16 protein-coding genes are annotated in these 16,675 nt (G+C 72.1%); 2 read left to right on the top strand and 14 right to left on the bottom strand.

Translation table 11 applies throughout. From position 1 onward, the window contains the following. Nucleotides 1-83: 83 nt before the first annotated feature. On the top strand, nt 84-392 hold the full coding sequence (locus ELY19_RS16970) for a hypothetical protein (RefSeq protein WP_126197283.1): 309 nt from the start codon (nt 84-86) through the stop codon (nt 390-392). 7 nt (nt 393-399) lie between these two features. Here ELY19_RS16970 and ELY19_RS16965 read toward each other — a convergent pair whose 3' ends face one another. Then, on the bottom strand, nt 400-972 hold the full coding sequence (locus tag ELY19_RS16965) for an ester cyclase (RefSeq protein WP_197715915.1): 573 nt from the start codon (nt 970-972) through the stop codon (nt 400-402). A 62-nt stretch (nt 973-1,034) separates the two neighbouring features. Between ELY19_RS16965 and ELY19_RS16960 the strand changes: the two genes are divergently transcribed. Continuing rightward, nucleotides 1,035-1,709 carry a TetR/AcrR family transcriptional regulator C-terminal domain-containing protein gene (locus ELY19_RS16960; protein ID WP_227966901.1) on the top strand — a complete coding sequence of 225 codons (675 nt, stop codon included), beginning with the start codon at nt 1,035-1,037 and terminating at the stop codon, nt 1,707-1,709. A gap of 14 nt (nt 1,710-1,723) precedes the next feature. On the opposite strand, the gene ELY19_RS16955 is transcribed toward ELY19_RS16960, so the two are convergent. The 13 genes from ELY19_RS16955 to ELY19_RS16895 form a co-directional block, all read right to left on the bottom strand. Further along, on the bottom strand, nt 1,724-3,718 hold the full coding sequence (locus ELY19_RS16955) for a primosomal protein N' (RefSeq protein WP_126197281.1): 1,995 nt from the start codon (nt 3,716-3,718) through the stop codon (nt 1,724-1,726). A 17-nt stretch (nt 3,719-3,735) separates the two neighbouring features. Next, entirely contained in the window at nt 3,736-4,959 is a 1,224-nt protein-coding gene (gene metK, locus ELY19_RS16950) for a methionine adenosyltransferase (RefSeq protein WP_126197280.1), read from the bottom strand. 38 nt (nt 4,960-4,997) lie between these two features. Then, entirely contained in the window at nt 4,998-6,236 is a 1,239-nt protein-coding gene (gene coaBC / locus ELY19_RS16945; protein WP_126197279.1) for a bifunctional phosphopantothenoylcysteine decarboxylase/phosphopantothenate--cysteine ligase CoaBC, read from the bottom strand. 12 nt (nt 6,237-6,248) lie between these two features. Next, nucleotides 6,249-6,521, bottom strand: coding sequence for a DNA-directed RNA polymerase subunit omega (rpoZ, locus tag ELY19_RS16940; protein ID WP_068520856.1), 273 nt, complete (start codon nt 6,519-6,521; stop codon nt 6,249-6,251). Between the two features lie 69 nt (nt 6,522-6,590). Next, entirely contained in the window at nt 6,591-7,187 is a 597-nt protein-coding gene (gene gmk, locus ELY19_RS16935; protein ID WP_126197278.1) for a guanylate kinase, read from the bottom strand. A 7-nt stretch (nt 7,188-7,194) separates the two neighbouring features. Continuing rightward, nucleotides 7,195-7,509 (bottom strand): integration host factor, actinobacterial type, encoded by a 315-nt coding sequence (gene mihF, locus ELY19_RS16930; RefSeq protein WP_068520860.1) that lies wholly within the window; start codon nt 7,507-7,509, stop codon nt 7,195-7,197. Between the two features lie 345 nt (nt 7,510-7,854). Continuing rightward, nucleotides 7,855-9,066 carry a cation:proton antiporter gene (locus ELY19_RS16925; protein ID WP_126197277.1) on the bottom strand — a complete coding sequence of 404 codons (1,212 nt, stop codon included), beginning with the start codon at nt 9,064-9,066 and terminating at the stop codon, nt 7,855-7,857. After that, the gene (locus ELY19_RS16920) at nt 9,063-9,545 is read right to left on the bottom strand and encodes a cation:proton antiporter regulatory subunit (RefSeq protein ID WP_126197276.1); all 483 of its coding nucleotides are present in this window, start codon (nt 9,543-9,545) and stop codon (nt 9,063-9,065) included. The genes ELY19_RS16925 and ELY19_RS16920 overlap by 4 nt, the downstream gene beginning before the upstream one ends. Nucleotides 9,546-9,598: 53 nt before the next feature. Next, nucleotides 9,599-10,393 (bottom strand): orotidine-5'-phosphate decarboxylase, encoded by a 795-nt coding sequence (gene pyrF, locus ELY19_RS16915; RefSeq protein ID WP_126197275.1) that lies wholly within the window; start codon nt 10,391-10,393, stop codon nt 9,599-9,601. Further along, entirely contained in the window at nt 10,390-13,719 is a 3,330-nt protein-coding gene (gene carB, locus ELY19_RS16910; RefSeq protein ID WP_126197274.1) for a carbamoyl-phosphate synthase large subunit, read from the bottom strand. Before carB ends, pyrF begins: the two co-directional genes overlap by 4 nt. Further along, entirely contained in the window at nt 13,719-14,843 is a 1,125-nt protein-coding gene (gene carA, locus ELY19_RS16905) for a glutamine-hydrolyzing carbamoyl-phosphate synthase small subunit (RefSeq protein WP_126197273.1), read from the bottom strand. Before carA ends, carB begins: the two co-directional genes overlap by 1 nt. Further along, nucleotides 14,844-15,335, bottom strand: a complete 492-nt coding sequence (locus tag ELY19_RS16900) for a PH-like domain-containing protein (protein ID WP_126197272.1) — start codon at nt 15,333-15,335, stop codon at nt 14,844-14,846. After that, complete coding sequence (locus ELY19_RS16895) at nt 15,332-16,645, bottom strand: dihydroorotase (protein WP_126197271.1); 1,314 nt, start codon at nt 16,643-16,645, stop codon at nt 15,332-15,334. Before ELY19_RS16895 ends, ELY19_RS16900 begins: the two co-directional genes overlap by 4 nt. Between the last annotated feature and the right edge of the window lie 30 nt (nt 16,646-16,675).

Raw genomic sequence — 16,675 nt, 5'->3', positions numbered from 1 at the left:
GCGCAGCGCCGCCGACCGGCGTAGTCTCGGTCGCGCGATGAAGGAACGGTCGCCCCCACAGCCGCCGAGACCAGGACATCGACATGCGCACTCTCGCAACAATCGTCGCCACTGCAGCCATCACCTTCTCCGGTGCGGGAATCGCCGCCGCGGCCGAGGAGGAGGCGGACGCGCCGCCCACCGCCTCGATCGACGCCGGCGACTCGCCCCGCGAGGTGGGCGCTCCGCCCGCCGCACCCGGCACGATCGAGCCCGCGGCCGAGCCCGAGTCCGCGTCCGGGCCGATCGAGCCCGCCGCCGAACCGGAGTCCGCCGACGATCCCCGCCCGGACCCCGAGGCGGCGACCGCGGACGAGCTGATCGAGGCCACCGCGCCCGACGAGGAGGAGTGACCCGAGGTCAGCCGTCCAGACGGGGAGGCGTGGTCCGGGTCAGCCGCGGATCCGGCTCGCCGCCCGACATCCGGAACGCCCCGAGGAGCACGCGCCCCAGCGTCAGGAGTCCCTTCGGCGTGCGCGGATTCAATCCCGCGACGAGCTGCCGCAGGATGGTCAGCTGATCGAAGTAGATCCTCTCGGCGACCAGGTTCTCCTCCTCGTCGAAGACGAAGTAGGCCGTCATCCGGGTGCGGTGCCTGCTCCCGGTGGGCGGGATCGCGCCGAGGGGGCCGGCTTGGGTCCCGAGTAGCCAGAACTCGACGATCACGGCGTCGACGCTGTGCCGCAGTGCGATGAGCTCGTGATCCTGGTCCGGGAACGCGATGCGCGTGTCCGCGTAGTAGTCGCGGACCGCCTCGCCGCCGTCGTGGACGGTCATCGGGGCGATCAGCTCGTAGTGCGGGTGCGGGAACGTCGCCAGGGTCGCGTCCCAGTCCTGCCGGACCTCGTCGTGGAAGTGGTCCAGCACCAGTTTCTCGCGCGCGCGGAGGACCGTGGCCGGCGGCATCACGAAGCGGGACGTGTGTGCGATCATGACGCCAGTTTACCCACAATGTGGGTATTTTCGGGTGCCGAAAGTAGGGGATGATGGGGTTCATGACCACGCCGCGACCCCGACGGGGGCGCCCCGCCCTCGGTGCGCCGAAGCTGTCGCGCGCCGCGGTGGTCGGCGCCGCCCTCGAGCTCATCGACCGGGACGGCGTCGCCGACGTCGGGATGCGGTCCGTCGCGCGCCACCTGTCCGTCGATGCGAAGAGCCTCTACAACCACGTCCGCGACAAGGACGATCTCCTCGACGCGGTCACCGAGCACCTGCTCCGGTCGATCGTCGTGCACGTCCCCACCGGCGACCTCCGCACCGACCTCGCGGGCGTCGCCCGGGCCTTCCGCACGGCCGCCCAGGCCCACCCGAAGGCCGCGACCCTCGTCCTGACCCGGCAGGTGCAGTCCGTGGCCGCGCTCGCGCCCACCCAGTCGATCCTCGAGGTCCTGCTCGACGCCGGATTCCCGCCGGCGGAGGCCGTTCATCTCATGCGGTCGCTCCTCGCGTCGCTGATCGGGACCCTGCTGCGCGAGTTCGAGGCGGCGCCGACGTTCGGCATGACGGACGCCGAGGCGATCGCCCGCCGCGAGGCGGGGCTCTCCGCGTGCGGGCTGCCGGCCGTCCAGTCGGTGGCCGCCGACCTCGCGCGGTTCGACGCCGACGCCGAGTTCGACTACATGATCGGGCTCGCGATCAGCGCCGTCGAAGCCCGATTGCCCGAGCGCTGAGCCGGGCCGGCCGGCTACCCGATCCGCAGCGGGTCGATCTGGATCCGGACGGCGCTGCCCTCGCGCCGCAGGCTCCGGCCCACCTGCGCCAGGAAGAGGGCGCGCGCCAGCGCGCGACCGTCCCGTCGCGCCACGCGCACGAGCAACCGCTGTGGGGACGGCCCCTCGTCGGGCGCGCCGGGGATCCGCACCCCGGGTGGCAGATCGACGGGGCCGAGCACCTCGGCACCGTCGGGCAGTTCCGCCGCCTCGGCGACGGCCCGGATGTCGGCCTCGGCACCGTCGAGCGCGGCGAGGTGGGTCGCCGGCGGGAAGCCGACCTCGGCCCGCTCGGCGAGCTCGGCCGCGGCGAAACCGGCCGCATCCCAGCGGATCAGCGCCTGCACGGCGCGGATCCCCGCGTCGGCACCGCAGACCACGGCACCGTCGGCGGCGACCAGCGCGGTCGCGTTCATCCAACGGCGCAGCGTCTCCTCCGCGGCCCGCAGGTCGGCCCGGCCCAGCAGTAGCCAGCCGTCGAGCAACAGAGCCGCCCCGTAACCGCCCTCGACCACCGGCTCCGCGCCGGGCGTCGCGACGACGATCCGCCGCCCGCCCGCGACCTCGGCGTGCACGGTCTCGCCGCCGGAAACGGTGACGGCCGCCCCCGGGAAGGCGCGGCCCAGTTCCTCAGCCGTGCGCATCGTGCCGACGATCACCGCCCGCACCGTGGTGCCGCCGCACGCGGGGCACCGGTACCCGGTGTCCACCTGCGCGCACCACCGGCACCGCAGGACGCCGCCGTCGGCCTGTTCGAGCGGGCCGTGGCAGCGCCGACACCGGGCCGGGGTGCGGCACCGCTCGCACGACAGCGCGGGCGCGTATCCGCGGCGGGGAACCTGCACGAGCACCGGGCGCTCGGCGTCGAGCGCCTCCCGCGCCGCCGCGAACGCGGCGGCGGGCAGCCGCGCCGACCGCGCGAGCGGGTCACGGGCCAGCGCGATGTCGGAGTCCGCGGTGCCCGCGATGCGCGGGGACCGGGTGCGCACCAGCTCGCGGGGGGCGCTGATCTCCGCGGCCCACCCCGCCTCCACCAGCGCCTGGGCCTCGGGCGTGCGAGCGAAACCACCGATGACCAGCGCCGAGCCCTCCTGGTGCGCGCGCAGCGCCAGCACCTCGCGCGCGTGCGGATACGGGGCCCGCGGTTCGACGAGCGACTCGTCTCCGTCGTCCCACAGGGCGACGAGGCCGAGGTCGGGCAGCGGCGCGAAGGCGGCGCTCCGGGTGCCGATCACGACCCGCGCCCGCCCCAGCAGCGCGAGGAGCCACCGGCGGTACCGGGCGGACGGCCCGAGACCGGCGGCCAGCACCGCCGGATCGAGGTGCGCGCAGGCCGCGGCGAGCCGGTCGAGATCGGCCTGATCGGGGACGATGAGCAGCGCCGTCCGCCCGCTCGCGACGACGGTGCCCGCCAGCTCGGCCAGGCGCGCGGCCCAGTCCTCCCCCGGGAGGGCCTGCCAGACCGCGCGAGGCGCCCGCCCGGCGACGGCGGCGGCGGCGAACTGCGCGCCGTGGGTGTATTCGACCAGGGCGTCGGCGGGCGCTTCCGGGGCGACGGCGGCGCCAGCGGGATCCTGTTCCAGGAGCGCCTTCTCGACGCGGGCGTGCCGCGGGGGTATCGCGAGCCGCAGCACGTCGGCCCGGGTGCCCGCGTACCGCGCGGCGACCTCGGTGACCAGCCGCAGGACGGCCGGGGTGAGGACGGGCAGCGGGGAGACGACGCGCTGCACCGGGGCGAGCTTGCCCTCGTGCTCGGTCCGCGGGAGCCGCTCGAGCAGGTAGCCGTCGACGAGCCGGCCGGAGAAGCGGACGCGCACCCGGACTCCGGGGCGGGCCTGCTCATCGAGCTCGGGCGGCACGAGATAGTCGAACTCCCGATCGAGGTGGCTGACCTGCAGCAGGGGCAGGACGCGGGCGATCGGGAGTTCGACTGCCGCTTGTGCGGCCTCGGCGGGGCCGGGTGCGGTCACACCGTCGGGGGCGGGTGTCAGAGGCCGGCCGCGGAGCGCAGGGCGTCCACGCGGTCGGTGCGCTCCCAGGGCAGGTCGATGTCGGTGCGGCCGAAGTGGCCGTACGCAGCGGTGGGCGCGTAGATCGGCCGCAACAGGTCGAGGTCGTTGATGATGGCGCGAGGGCGCAGGTCGAAGACCTGGGCGATGGCCTGCTGGATCTTGATCGGGTCCAGCTGCTCGGTGCCGAACGTCTCCACGAACAGGCCCACGGGCGCCGCCTTGCCGATGGCGTACGCGACCTGGACCTCGATCCGCTCGGCGAGGCCCGCGGCCACGGCGTTCTTCGCGACCCAGCGCATCGCGTACGCGGCGCTGCGGTCCACCTTCGACGGGTCCTTGCCGGAGAAGGCGCCGCCGCCGTGGCGGGCCATGCCGCCGTACGTGTCGACGATGATCTTCCGGCCGGTGAGGCCGGCGTCGCCCATCGGGCCGCCGAGCACGAACTTGCCGGTGGGGTTCACCAGCAGGCGCACGTCCGAGGTGTCGAGGGTGGGGAGGTTCAGGTCGGTGATCACCGTGTTGAGGACGTGCGTGCGCAGGTCGGGGGCGAGCATGCCGTCGATGTCGATATCGGCGGCGTGCTGGCTCGAGATGACCACGGTGTCGAGGCGGACGGGCTGCTCCCCCGCGTACTCGATGGTGACCTGGGTCTTGCCGTCGGGGCGCAGGTAGGGCAGCGTGCCGTTCTTACGGACCTCGGTGAGCCGGCGCGACAGGCGGTGCGCGAGCGAGATCGGCAGCGGCATCAGTTCCGGGGTGTCCGAGCAGGCGTAGCCGAACATCAGGCCCTGGTCGCCGGCACCCTGCGCGTCGATCTCGTCCTGCGCGCCGTCGACGCGGTGCTCGTAGGCGCGGTCGACGCCCTGGGCGATCTCGGGGCTCTGCGCGCCGATCGCGATGTTCACGCCACAGGAGTTGCCGTCGAAGCCCTTGGCGGAGCTGTCGTAGCCGATCTCCAGGACCTTGTCGCGCACGATGTGCGGGATGTCGGCGTACGCGGACGTGGTGACCTCACCGGCGACGTGGACCTGGCCCGTGGTGACGAGGGTCTCCACGGCGACGCGCGACGTGGGATCCTCCGCCAGGAGGGCGTCGAGGATCGAGTCCGAGATGGCGTCACAGATCTTGTCCGGGTGGCCCTCGGTGACCGACTCGCTGGTGAACAGGCGGTGGGCGGAACTCGCGAAACCGGAAACCACTTCGGACGTCCTCTCGATGATGTTTGCGATTGGAAATGCTAGCGGGCGGCGTGCACCCGGGCGACCGCGGCATCCAGTATGCGCGCGGCCATCGCGGACTTGGAACCGAGGGGCAGGGCGGTCTCGCCGCCGTCGGCGCCGAGCAGCCAGCCGGAGTTCTCGTCGACCTCGAACGCGCGGCCGTCGCCGACGGCGTTGAGGACCAACAGGTCGCACCCCTTGCGGCGCAGCTTGGCCCGTCCGTAGTCGAGGACGGTTCCGCCCGCGTCCCCGGTCTCGGCGGCGAAGCCGACGATCACGGCGTCGGAGCGCAGCGCGCCCTCGCGTCGTGCCGCCACGAGGCCGGCGAGGACGTCGGGGTTTTCGATCATCGTGATCGATTCGAGCGCCTCACTCGTGCCGTCGGCGCCCTTCTTGAGCTTGGTGGTCGCGACCTCGGCGGGCCGGTAGTCGGCGACCGCGGCGGCCATGATCACCAGATCGGCGTCGGCCGCGTGCTCGGTCATCGCCGCCTGCAGGTCCAGCGCGGAGGCGATGCGCACCACGTCGACGGCGGAGGGGTCGGCGAGCCCGACGGTGTTCCCGGCGACCAGCGTCACCCGGGCGCCGCGCTGGGCGGCGAGCCGGGCCAGCGCGTAGCCCTGCTTGCCGGAGCTGCGGTTGGTGAGGTACCGGACCGGGTCGAGCGCCTCCTTGGTGCCCCCTGCGGAGACCACGACCTTCCGGCCCTCGAGGTCGCGGTTCAGCGCGCCCGGATGCTCCAGGAGGACATCGGCGAGCGCGCCGATCTCGTCGGGCTCGGGCAGCCGGCCGGCGCCGGTGTCCTTGCCGGTGAGCCGCCCCGAGGCGGGCTCGATGACGACGGCGCCGCGCTCGCGGAGCGTCGCGACGTTCGCCCGGGTGGCCGGGTGCTCCCACATCTCGGTGTGCATCGCGGGAGCGAAAACGACGGGGCAGCGCGCGGTGAGGAGCGTGCCGGTCAGGAGGTCGTCGGCCCGCCCCTGGGCGGCGCGGGCCATCAGGTCGGCGGTCGCCGGGGCGATCACGACGAGGTCGGCCGATTGCCCGAGGCGCACGTGCGGGACCTCGGGGATCGACTCGAAGACCCCCGTCTGGACGGGGTTGCCCGACAGCGCCTCGAACGTGGCGGCGCCGACGAACTTGAGCGCGGACTCGGTGGGGATCACCCGCACCTCGTGACCGCGTTCAGTGAAATGCCGGACCAGGGCGCACGCCTTGTAGGCGGCGATGCCGCCGCCGACGCCGACGATGATCATGGGGCTGTCAGCTCACTCGCCCTCGGTGTGCTCCAGGAGATCCTCGTGGATCTCGCGCATCGCGATCGACAGGGGCTTCTCGTGCAGGCCCGGCTCGACCAGGGGGCCGACGTACTCCAGGATGCCGTCGGAGAGGCTGTTGTAGTAGTCGTTGATCTGCCGCGCGCGCTTGGCCGCGTAGATCACCAGGGCGTACTTCGAGGAGGTGCGCTCGAGCAGCTCGTCGATCGGCGGGTTGGTGATGCCGAGCGGCTGGTCGTACACGGTCTCAGTGGTGGTGCTCACGCGTCTCCTACGTCACAAAAGTTCACGAACTCGCTGCTTCATCCAGTCTACGCGCCGGGCGCCAGCGGACTACGCCCGCTGGTCGCCGGCGCCGACCAGCAAGGATACCAAATCCGACACGGCGCGGTCCAAGTCGTCGTTGACGACGACCGCGTCGTAGTCGTCGCGGGTGGCCATCTCGGCCCGCGCGGTCTCGAGTCGGCGCTCGATCTTCTCGGGGCTCTCGGTGCCCCGCCCGCGGAGCCGGCGCTCGAGCTCGTCCCAGCTCGGCGGGCTCAGGAAGACGGTGACGGCCTCCGGCAGCGCCGCCTTCACACTGGCCGCGCCGGCGAGGTCGACCTCCACCAGTACCGGCCGCCCGGCTTCGAGCGCCTCGTACACGGGCCGTGCGGGCGTCCCCGACCGCTGCAGGCCGCCGTGGATCTCCGCCCACTCGAGAAGGGCGCCGTCGGCGATCAGGCGGTCGAACCCCTCGTCGCCGACGAAGTGGTAGTCCCGGCCGTCCACCTCACCGGGGCGCGGATCGCGCGTGGTGGCGGAGACCGAAAAGAACAGGTCGGGCACCTCCGAGCGGAGCTTGCCGACCACAGAAGACTTACCGACGGCGGAGGGGCCGACCAGTACAACCAGTCGGCCCCTCCGGCCCGCGGGAACTACTCCGGACACGTGTGTGTCAGGCGGAGAACTTCTCGAGCAGCGCCTTGCGCTGCCGGTCGCCCAGGCCGCGCACGCGGCGGGTGGGGGCGATCTCCAGCTCGGTCATCAGCTCCTGAGCCTTGACCTTGCCCACCTTGGGCAGGGCCTCGAGCAGAGCCGAGACCTTCATCTTGCCGAGAACCTCATCGGTCTCCGCGTCCTTCAGCACCTGCTGCAGGGTGGTGCCGCCGCTCTTCAGCCGGTTCTTCAGCTCGGCGCGTGCACGACGAGCGGCAGCTGCCTTCTCCAGAGCAGCGGCGCGCTGCTCGTCGGTCAACTGGGGAAGGGCCACGATTCCTCCGTCTTCGATGTACTTAGGTCTTTGCCGCGAACTTGCGACTCCTGCGACGGTACCCACGATTCGCTCAGGATGGGAACCCCACCCCCCTCTCACCTGCGGTTTGGCGGTGATGTAGGCGCGCCCGGCGCCCGGTGGCGCGCACCACTGCACATGATGTGCGTTGCAATCGAGAACCGTTGCACCACAATGCTTTCAGAACGGTAGGACCGCACCAGAGGCAATTCTCCGATGTGACGGGTGAAACTCATGTGACCTGCGAAAATACCTGCACTTCGCTGCGGGCCCGGGCGTGTCGGCGCCCGCATCCGCCGTCGTCGCAGGTCCGCGGCACCGCCGTCACCCCGCCGATGGGGACGCTCCGGAGCGCACGTGCCGTACCGCCCGCTCCCCCGCCCGGACCGCGGGCTCGACGACGCGCGCGATGATCGGGCCCACCACGGCCATGATCAGGACGTACGTGGTCGCCAGCGCGGCCACCCGGCCGTCGACCGCTCCCGCGGCGACCGCGAGCCCGGCGATGACGATGGAGAACTCCCCGCGTGCCACCAGAGCGGCTCCCGCACGCGCGCGGCCCATCCGCTTGACGCCGACCCTCCGCGCGGCCCACCACCCCGTCGCGAGCTTCGTCGCCGTCGTCACCACCGCGAGGAGCACCGCCCAGCCGAGCACCGGCGGAATGGCGCGGGGATCCGTGTTCAGGCCGAAGACGACGAAGAACAGCGCGGCGAACAGGTCGCGCAGCGGCTCGAGGAGCCTCGTCGCCTCGTGCGCGATCGACCCGGAGATCGCGATGCCGAGCAGGAAGGCACCGACGGCCGCGGAGACCTGCAGCGCGGACGCCACGCCCGCGACGAGCAACGCCGCGCCGATCAGCTTGAGCAGGAAGACCTCGCGGTCGTCGCTGTAGACCAGCGCCGAGACGCGGTGCCCGTACTTGACGGCCGAGATCAGCACGACGGTGACGACCACCACCGCGATCGTCACGGCGGACACCTCCCCGACGAGGCCGATACCGGCGAGGACCGCGGTGAGGATCGGCAGGTACACCGCCATCGCGAGGTCCTCGAAGACCAGCACCGAGAGCACCACCGGGGTCTCGCGGTTGCCGAGTCGACCGAGGTCGCTGAGGACCTTCGCGGCGATGCCGGACGACGAGATGTAGGTGACCCCCGCCAGCACGAGGGCCCCCTTGGGCCCCCAGCCGAGCGCGAGCGCGACGATCACGCCCGGGGTGGCGTTGAGCACGATGTCGAGCACGCCCGCCAGCCAGGACTGCCGCAGCCCGGTGGTGAGCTCGGCGGCGGTGTACTCGAGGCCCAGCATGAGCAGCAGGAGGACGACGCCGATCTCGCCGGCGGTGTGGCTGAACTCCGACGCCTCGCCGAGCGGGATCACGCCGCCCACGCCGAAGGCCAGGCCGCCGATCAGGTACAGCGGTATCGGCGAGACACCCACCTTGCTGGCGGCGCGGCCGAGGAAGCCCAGGACGAAGAAGACGGCGCCGAGCTCGATCAGTGCGACCGTGTTCTCGTCGAGGTGGAGGGTCACCCGTTCGTCAGGATCTGCGCGGCGCCTTCGAGCCCCTCCGCCGTGCCGACCACCACGAGCAGGTCACCCGCGGTGAACACGAACTCGGGGCCGGGCGAGGCCTGCACCTCGCCCGCGCGCATGACCGCGACGAGGGAGACCTTCGTCCGGGTCCGCATCTGGGTCTCCCCCAGCGTCCGCCCGTCGTAGGGCGAACCGGCGAGGATCGGCAGCTGCCGGGTGTTGACCCCCTCGAGTTCCCGCTGATCGGCGCGCAGCTGATTGACCAGCTGCGGCGCGCCGAGGAGGTTGGCGAGCACGCCCGCCTCCTCACCGGACAAGGGGACCTGAGCGGCGCACGCGTCGGGATCGTCGCGTTCCGAGAGGAACAGTTCGACGGTGCCGTCGCGGTGCGCCACCACTCCGACGCGCCTGCCCGTGGCGAGTTCGAAGTCCTTGCGCACTCCGATGCCGGGAAGCGGTGTCACATCGACGTTCACCCCGCCGAGGATAGTCCCGGTGGAGAGCGCGAGGACGGGATCGGCCCAGGCGATCAGCCGAGGGCGCGCTCGACCTCGTCCCGCACGGACAGGGCCGCGGAGCGCAGGGCACCCGTGTCCGGGCCCGCGCCGAGCACCTGCCGGGACGAGTTGGGCAGCACCGTCGCACCGGCGCCGAAGACGGCCGCGAGGTCGGCCGGGGTGGCGCCCTGCGCCCCCAGGCCGGGCGCGAGGATCGGCCCACCCAGCCCGGTGAGGTCGAGGCCGTGCTCCCGGGTCGCGCCCACCACGAGGCCGACGGTGCCGGCTCCGTCGGCGTTGTCGGCGCGCGCATCGTCGACGATGCGCTGCGCGACCCCGTCGGCCTGCACCTGCGCGCCCTCCGGGTTGGAGGTGCGGGCGAGGACGAACACGCCGCGGCCGGCGGCGCGGGCGGCGTCGATCGCGGGGCGCAGCGAGCCGTAGCCGAGGTACGGCGACAGGGTCACCGCGTCGGCCGCCAGCGGCGAGTCGCCGAGCCAGGCGCGCGCATAGCCCGCCATGGTGGAGCCGATGTCGCCGCGCTTGGCGTCGGCGATCACGACGGCGCCGGCCGCCCGGCACGCCGCCGTGACCTCCTCCAGCGCGAGCATGCCGGCGGCGCCGAACTGCTCGAAGAAGGCGACCTGCGGTTTGACGAAGCCGACCTCACCGGCGAAGGCCTCGGCGCACCGCAGTCCGAAGGCCCGCACGCCGGCGGCGTCGTCGGACAGTCCCCACGCGGCGAGCAGCGGCGGGTGCGGGTCGATGCCCACCACCAGCCGCCCCCGGGCGGAGGCGGCGGTGGCGACGCGCTCGGCGAAGGTCACCGGTTCACCAGCGCGGCGTGCATGTCCTGCAGGCTCTTGACGCCGATGCCGCCGCGCAGCGCGGCCTCGATGCCCTGGACCGCGGCCGAGGCGCCCTGCACCGTCGTCACGCACGGCACGGAGGCCTGCACCGCGGCCGTGCGGATCTCGTAGCCGTCGACGCGCGGGCCGGCGTTGCCGTACGGGGTGTTGATGATGAGCCCGACCTCGCCGGCCTTGATCTTCTCGACGATCGACTGCTCGCCCTCGGGGATGACATCCGAGTGCTTGAGCACCGTCTCCACCTCGACGCCGTTGCGCCGCAGCACATCCGCGGTGCCCTCGGTCGCGACGATGGTGAAGCCGAGGTCGGCGAGCCGCTTGACCGGGAAGATCAGCGAGCGCTTGTCCTTGTTCGCGACGGAGACGAAGACCTTGCCGGTGGCGGGCAGTGATCCGCTGATCGCGGTCTGCGACTTGGCGAACGCGGTGCCGAAGTCGCGGTCGACGCCCATGACCTCGCCGGTGGATTTCATCTCGGGCGAGAGCAGGGAATCGACGCCGCTGCCGTCCGCGCGGCGGAACCGGTTGAAGGGCAGCACGGCCTCCTTGACCGAGACCGGTGCGTCGATCGGCATGTGCGAGCCGTCGCCCTTGGCGGGGAGGATCTGCTGCTCCCTCAGCTCGGCGATGGTCTGGCCGAGCATGACCCGGGCGCAGGCCTTGGCCAGCTGCACCGCGGTGGCCTTCGAGACGAAGGGCACCGTGCGCGAGGCCCGGGGGTTGGCCTCGAGGACGTAGAGCACGTCGTCCTTGAGCGCGTACTGCACGTTCATCAGGCCGTGCACGCCGATGCCGCGCGCCAGGGCCTCCGTGGCGGCGCGGACGGCGTCGATGTCGGCGCGGCCCAGCGTCGTGGGCGGCAGCGAGCACGCGGAGTCGCCGGAGTGGATGCCTGCCTCCTCGATGTGCTCCATGATGCCGCCGATGAAGACCTCGCCGGTGGCGTCGCACAGGGCGTCGACGTCGATCTCCACCGCGTCCTCGAGGAACCGGTCCACGAGCACCGGGCGGTCGGGGGCGAGTTCCGTCGCGCGCGAGATGTAGTCGAGGAGCGCCTGCTCGTCGTAGACGATCTCCATGCCGCGGCCGCCGAGCACGTACGACGGGCGCACGAGCACCGGGTAGCCGATGCCGGCGGCGACCTCGCGGGCACCGTCGGCGGTGGTCGCCGTACCGAACTTCGGCGCCGGCAGGCCCGCCTCGGTGAGCACGCGGCCGAACTCGCCGCGGTCCTCGGCGAGGTCGATGGCCTCGGGCGAGGTGCCCACGATGGGCAGGCCCGCCTCCTTGAGCCGCGCGGCGAGGCCGAGCGGGGTCTGACCGCCGAGCTGCACGATCACGCCGACGACACCCGGGCCGCCCTCGCCGGAGCGCTGCTCCGAGTGGTACACCTCGAGGACGTCCTCGAAGGTCAGCGGCTCGAAGTAGAGCCGGTCGGCGGTGTCGTAGTCGGTGGAGACCGTCTCGGGGTTGCAGTTGACCATCACGGTCTCGTAGCCGGCCTCGCTCAGCGTGAGCGCGGCGTGGACGCACGAGTAGTCGAACTCGATGCCCTGGCCGATGCGGTTCGGGCCGGAGCCCAGGATGAGGACCTTGGGCCGCTCGGTCTGCGGGGCCACCTCGCTGGTGGCCGACGGGTCGAGCTCGTAGCTGCTGTAGTGGTACGGGGTCCTCGCCTCGAACTCGGCGGCGCAGGTGTCGACCGTCTTGTAGACCGGCCGCACGTCGTGCTCGTGCCGGTACGCGCGGATCTCGTCCTCGCTCACGCCGCGCAACTCGGCGATCTGCAGGTCGGAGAAGCCGTGCGTCTTCGCGAGCCGCACCAGCTCCGGCGTGAGGTCGGCGTCGCGGACCCGCGCGCCGAGGTCGACGACGGCCTTGATCTCCTCGAGGAACCAGGGGTCGATCGCGGTGGCGTCGAAGACCTGCTCGACGGTGGCGCCCAGCTCGAAGGCGCGCCCGATCAGATAGAACCGGCCGTCCTTCGGGGTCGTGATCCACTCGAGGAGCTCCTGGAGCGTGCCCTCGACGGGCGCACCCGTCCAGAAGCCGTGACGCTTGGTCTCCAGCGAGCGCATCACCTTACCGAAGGCCTCGGCGAAGCTGCGGCCCAGGCTCATCGCCTCACCGACGGACTTCATGGTGGTGGTGAGCGTGTCGTCGGCGCCCGGGAACTTCTCGAACGCGAACCGCGGGGCCTTGACCACGACGTAGTCGAGCGTCGGCTCGAAGCACGCCGGGGTCTCGCCGGTGATGTCGTTGAGGATCTCGTCGAGCGTGTAGCCCACGGCGAGCTTCGCGGCGATCTTGGCGATCGGGAAACCGGTGGCCTTCGACGCCAGCGCCGAGGAGCGGGACACGCGCGGGTTCATCTCGATGGTGACCAGGCGGCCGTCGCGCGGGTTCTGCGCGAACTGGATGTTGCAGCCGCCGGTGTCGACACCCACCTCGCGGAGGATGGCGATCGACTGGTCGCGCATGATCTGGTACTCGCGGTCGGTCAGCGTCATGGCCGGGGCCACCGTGACCGAATCGCCGGTGTGCACGCCCACGGGGTCGACGTTCTCGATGGAGCAGACGACCACCACGTTGTCGCGGCCGTCGCGCATGAGCTCGAGCTCGTACTCCTTCCAGCCGAGGATCGACTCCTCGATGAGCACGTTCGCGGTCGGCGAGGCGGCGAGGCCCGCGCCGGCGATGCGGACGAGGTCGGCCTCGTCGTAGGCCATGCCGGAGCCGAGGCCGCCCATCGTGAAGGAGGGCCGCACCACGACCGGGTAGCCGAGATCGGCGACGGTCTCCTTGCACTCGTCGAGCGTGAAACAGACCTTGGACCGGGCGGACTCACCGCCGATCTTCGCGACGATGTCCTTGAACTTCTGCCGGTCCTCGCCGCGCTGGATCGCGTCGAAATCGGCGCCGATGAGGGTGATGCCGTACTTGTCGAGGATGCCCTGCTCGTGCAGGCCCACGGCGGCGTTGAGCGCCGTCTGCCCGCCCAGGGTGGCGAGCACCGCGTCGATCGGGAAGCCCTTGTCGCGCTCGGCGACGATGACCTTCTCGATGTACTCGGGCGTGATCGGCTCGATGTACGTGGCGTCCGCGAACTCGGGGTCCGTCATGATCGTCGCCGGGTTCGAGTTCACCAGCGAGACGCGCAGGCCCTCGGCGCGGAGCACGCGGCACGCCTGGGTGCCGGAGTAGTCGAACTCGCAGGCCTGGCCGATCACGATCGGGCCCGAGCCGATCACCAGGACGTGCTGGATGTCGGTGCGCCGTGGCATTACTTCTCTCCCATAACAGTCGCGAACTTGTCGAACAGGTAGGCGGCGTCGTGCGGACCGGCCGCGGCCTCCGGGTGGTACTGGACCGAGAAGGCGCGGCCGCTCAGCAGCTCCACGCCCTCGACGGTGCCGTCGTTGGCGCACACGTGGCTGACCCGCGCGCGCCCGAAGTCGGTGTCGAACTCCTGCCCGCGCTCGCCCTCGAGGGCGAAGCCGTGGTTCTGCGCGGTGATCGAGATCCGGCCGGTGGTGTGCTCGACCACCGGGATGTTGATGCCGCGGTGGCCGAACTTCATCTTGTACGTGCCCAGGCCCAGCGCGCGGCCCAGGAGCTGGTTGCCCAGGCAGATGCCGAACAGCGGCAGGCCCGCGTCGAGCACGCCGCGCGTGAGCTCCACCTCGTGCTCCGCGGTGGCCGGGTCGCCCGGGCCGTTGGACAGGAAGAACCCGTCGGGGTTCAGGGAGCGCACCTCGTCGAGCGTGATGGTCGACGGGACCACGTGCACCCGCATGCCCCGCTCGGCGAACATCCGCGGCGTGTTGGTCTTGATGCCGAGGTCCACGGCGACGACGGTGAAGCGGGCCTCGCCCTCGGGCTCGATCGTGTAGGTCTCCTTCGTCGAGACCTCGCCGATCAGGTTGAGGCCCTTCATCGACGGCTGCGCGCGCACCCGGTCCAGCAGCTCCGCCTCGGGCGCGAGCGCCTCGCCGGAGAACACGCCGGCCCGCATGGAGCCGTTGTCCCGCAGGCGGCGCACCACCGCACGGGTGTCGATGCCGCCGATGCCGACGACGCCCTGGTCCACCAGCTCACCCTCGAGGGTGCCGTTGGCGCGCCAGTTGCTCACGCGGCGGGTGGGATTGCGCACGGCGTACCCCGCGACCCAGATGCGGTCCCCGCGGGATTCGTCGTCCTCGTCGTTCCACCCCGTGTTGCCGATCTGCGGGGCGGTCGCCACCACGATCTGCCGCGCGTACGACGGGTCGGTGAGCGTCTCCTGGTACCCCGTCATCGCGGTGCAGAAGACGGCCTCGCCGAGGGTCTGCCCGACGGCGCCGAACTCGACCCCGCGGTGCACGGTCCCGTCCTCGAGAACCAGGAGTGCTTTGTTGTCGGCAGCCATCTAACTTTCCCTCACGTCCATCAGTTTTCGATATGTCGTCTTGTCGTCGGCGCGGAAGCCCGTGTCCACGACGGTGCCGGTGGGCAGCTCCCAGCGGAGCACCAGGAGGCCGTCGCCGGGCATCACCTTGCCGGCCAGCTTGGAGGCGCGGCGGACCTCCACGATGTGCTCGTCGGCGATCCACATCGGGTTGCCGCGCCCGCGTTCCATCAGGTAGCCGTCCGCGTAGCGGCTCAGGTTCACGGTGGCCCGATAGCCCCAGTCCCCCACGGCGACCCGGTCCTGCCAGTGCGGCGCGACGGTGCTGCCGACGTACACCCCGGAGACAGGTCCGAAGACCAGCTCGCTGAGCTGCTCGGGCGTGGTGGGGATCTCGCCGACCGCCGCCGCCTGGCGCTGACCGCGCCGGCGCCACCCGAGCGCCATCAGCGAGAAGAGGACGGCGAGCACGACGAGCACGAGCAGCAGCGTGGCGAAGTCGCTGACGCTCACGCCCGCGCTCCCGCTCCGGGCTGCGCGGCCACGCCGTCGCGGGCGGTGACCCGGCCGCGGAGCAGGGTCAGCACGGGCTTGGCCCGGAAGCTCAGCTCGGCGAACGGGGTGTTGCGCGATCGGCTGGCGAGCTCGTCCGCGCGCACCGTCCACCCCAGGTCGGGGTCGACCAGCGTCAGGTTCGCGGGCTCGCCCACGGCGATCGGCCGGCCGTGGTCGTCCAGGCGTGCGATCTCCGCGGGCTTGGTGCTCATGACCCGGGCCACGTCGCGCCAGCCGAGGTCGCCGGTCTCGACCGAGACCTGCGCGACGATCGCCAGGGCCGTCTCCAGCCCCAGCATGCCCGGCCGGGCGGCCGCGAACTCGCAGCACTTGTCCTGATCGGCGTGCGGCGCGTGATCGGTGGCGACGCAGTCGATCACGCCGTCCCGCAGGGCCTTCCGCAGCGCGGCCACGTCGGAGGCCTCGCGCAGCGGCGGGTTCACGCGGTTCACGGCGTCATAGGTCTGCAGCCGGGAATCGTCGAGCAACAGGTGGTGCGGGGTCACCTCGGCCGTGATCGCGATGCCCTGCCCCTTCGCCCACGACAGCAGTTCGACGGTGCCGGCCGTGGAGGCGTGGCAGATGTGGACGCGGGCGCCGGCGTCGCGGGCCAGCAGCGCGTCGCGGGCGACGATCGCCTCCTCGGCGGCCCGGGGCCAGCCGGTGAGGCCGAGCCGCGCCGCCTCGGGACCCTCGTGCGCCACGGCGCCCTTCGTGAGCCGCGGCTCCTCCGCGTGCTGCGCGATGACCACCCCGAGCGAGGCGGAGTACTCCAGCGCACGACGCATGAGCAGGGGGTCCGCCACGCAGACGCCGTCGTCCGAGAAGACCCGCACGCGGCCGGGTCCGGCGGCCATCATGCCCATCTCGGCGAGCTTCTCGCCCTGCAGGCCCACGGTGACGGCACCCACCGGGTGCACGTCGACCAGTCCGACCTCCTGGCCGCGGCGGTAGACGTGGTCGGTGACCACGGCGGAATCCGCGACCGGACTCGTGTTGGCCATCGCGAACACGGCGGTGTACCCGCCGAGTGCGGCCGCGGCGGAACCGGATTCGATGGTCTCGGTGTCCTCGCGGCCGGGCTCACGCAGGTGCGTGTGCAGGTCGACGAAGCCGGGCAGCAGGACCTTACCGCCGCCGTCGATGACCTCGGCGCCCTCGGCGGGGGCGAGCCCGGCGCCGATGGCGGTGATCTCACCGCCGGCGATCGCGACGTCGACCGGATCGCCCTCGCCGTACGGGCGGACGTTGGTGAGCAGCAGGCTCATTCGGGAGATCCTTCCTTCCGAGGAGACGGC

The organism is Tsukamurella paurometabola, assembly GCF_900631615.1.
GTDB classification, from domain to species: Bacteria; Actinomycetota; Actinomycetes; order Mycobacteriales; family Mycobacteriaceae; genus Tsukamurella; species Tsukamurella paurometabola_A.
Note: the sequence above shows the minus strand (reverse complement) of the source record. Positions and strands in the feature narration are given on the sequence as shown.

Coding starts and splice junctions, on each gene's coding strand:
- ELY19_RS16970 (WP_126197283.1), top strand. CDS start 84: ATGCGCACTCTCGCAACAATCGTCGCCACTGCAGCCATCACCTTCTCC.
- ELY19_RS16965 (WP_197715915.1), bottom strand. CDS start 972: ATGATCGCACACACGTCCCGCTTCGTGATGCCGCCGGCCACGGTCCTC.
- ELY19_RS16960 (WP_227966901.1), top strand. CDS start 1,035: ATGACCACGCCGCGACCCCGACGGGGGCGCCCCGCCCTCGGTGCGCCG.
- coaBC (WP_126197279.1), bottom strand. CDS start 6,236: ATGATCATCGTCGGCGTCGGCGGCGGCATCGCCGCCTACAAGGCGTGC.
- carB (WP_126197274.1), bottom strand. CDS start 13,719: ATGCCACGGCGCACCGACATCCAGCACGTCCTGGTGATCGGCTCGGGC.
- carA (WP_126197273.1), bottom strand. CDS start 14,843: ATGGCTGCCGACAACAAAGCACTCCTGGTTCTCGAGGACGGGACCGTG.
- ELY19_RS16895 (WP_126197271.1), bottom strand. CDS start 16,645: ATGAGCCTGCTGCTCACCAACGTCCGCCCGTACGGCGAGGGCGATCCG.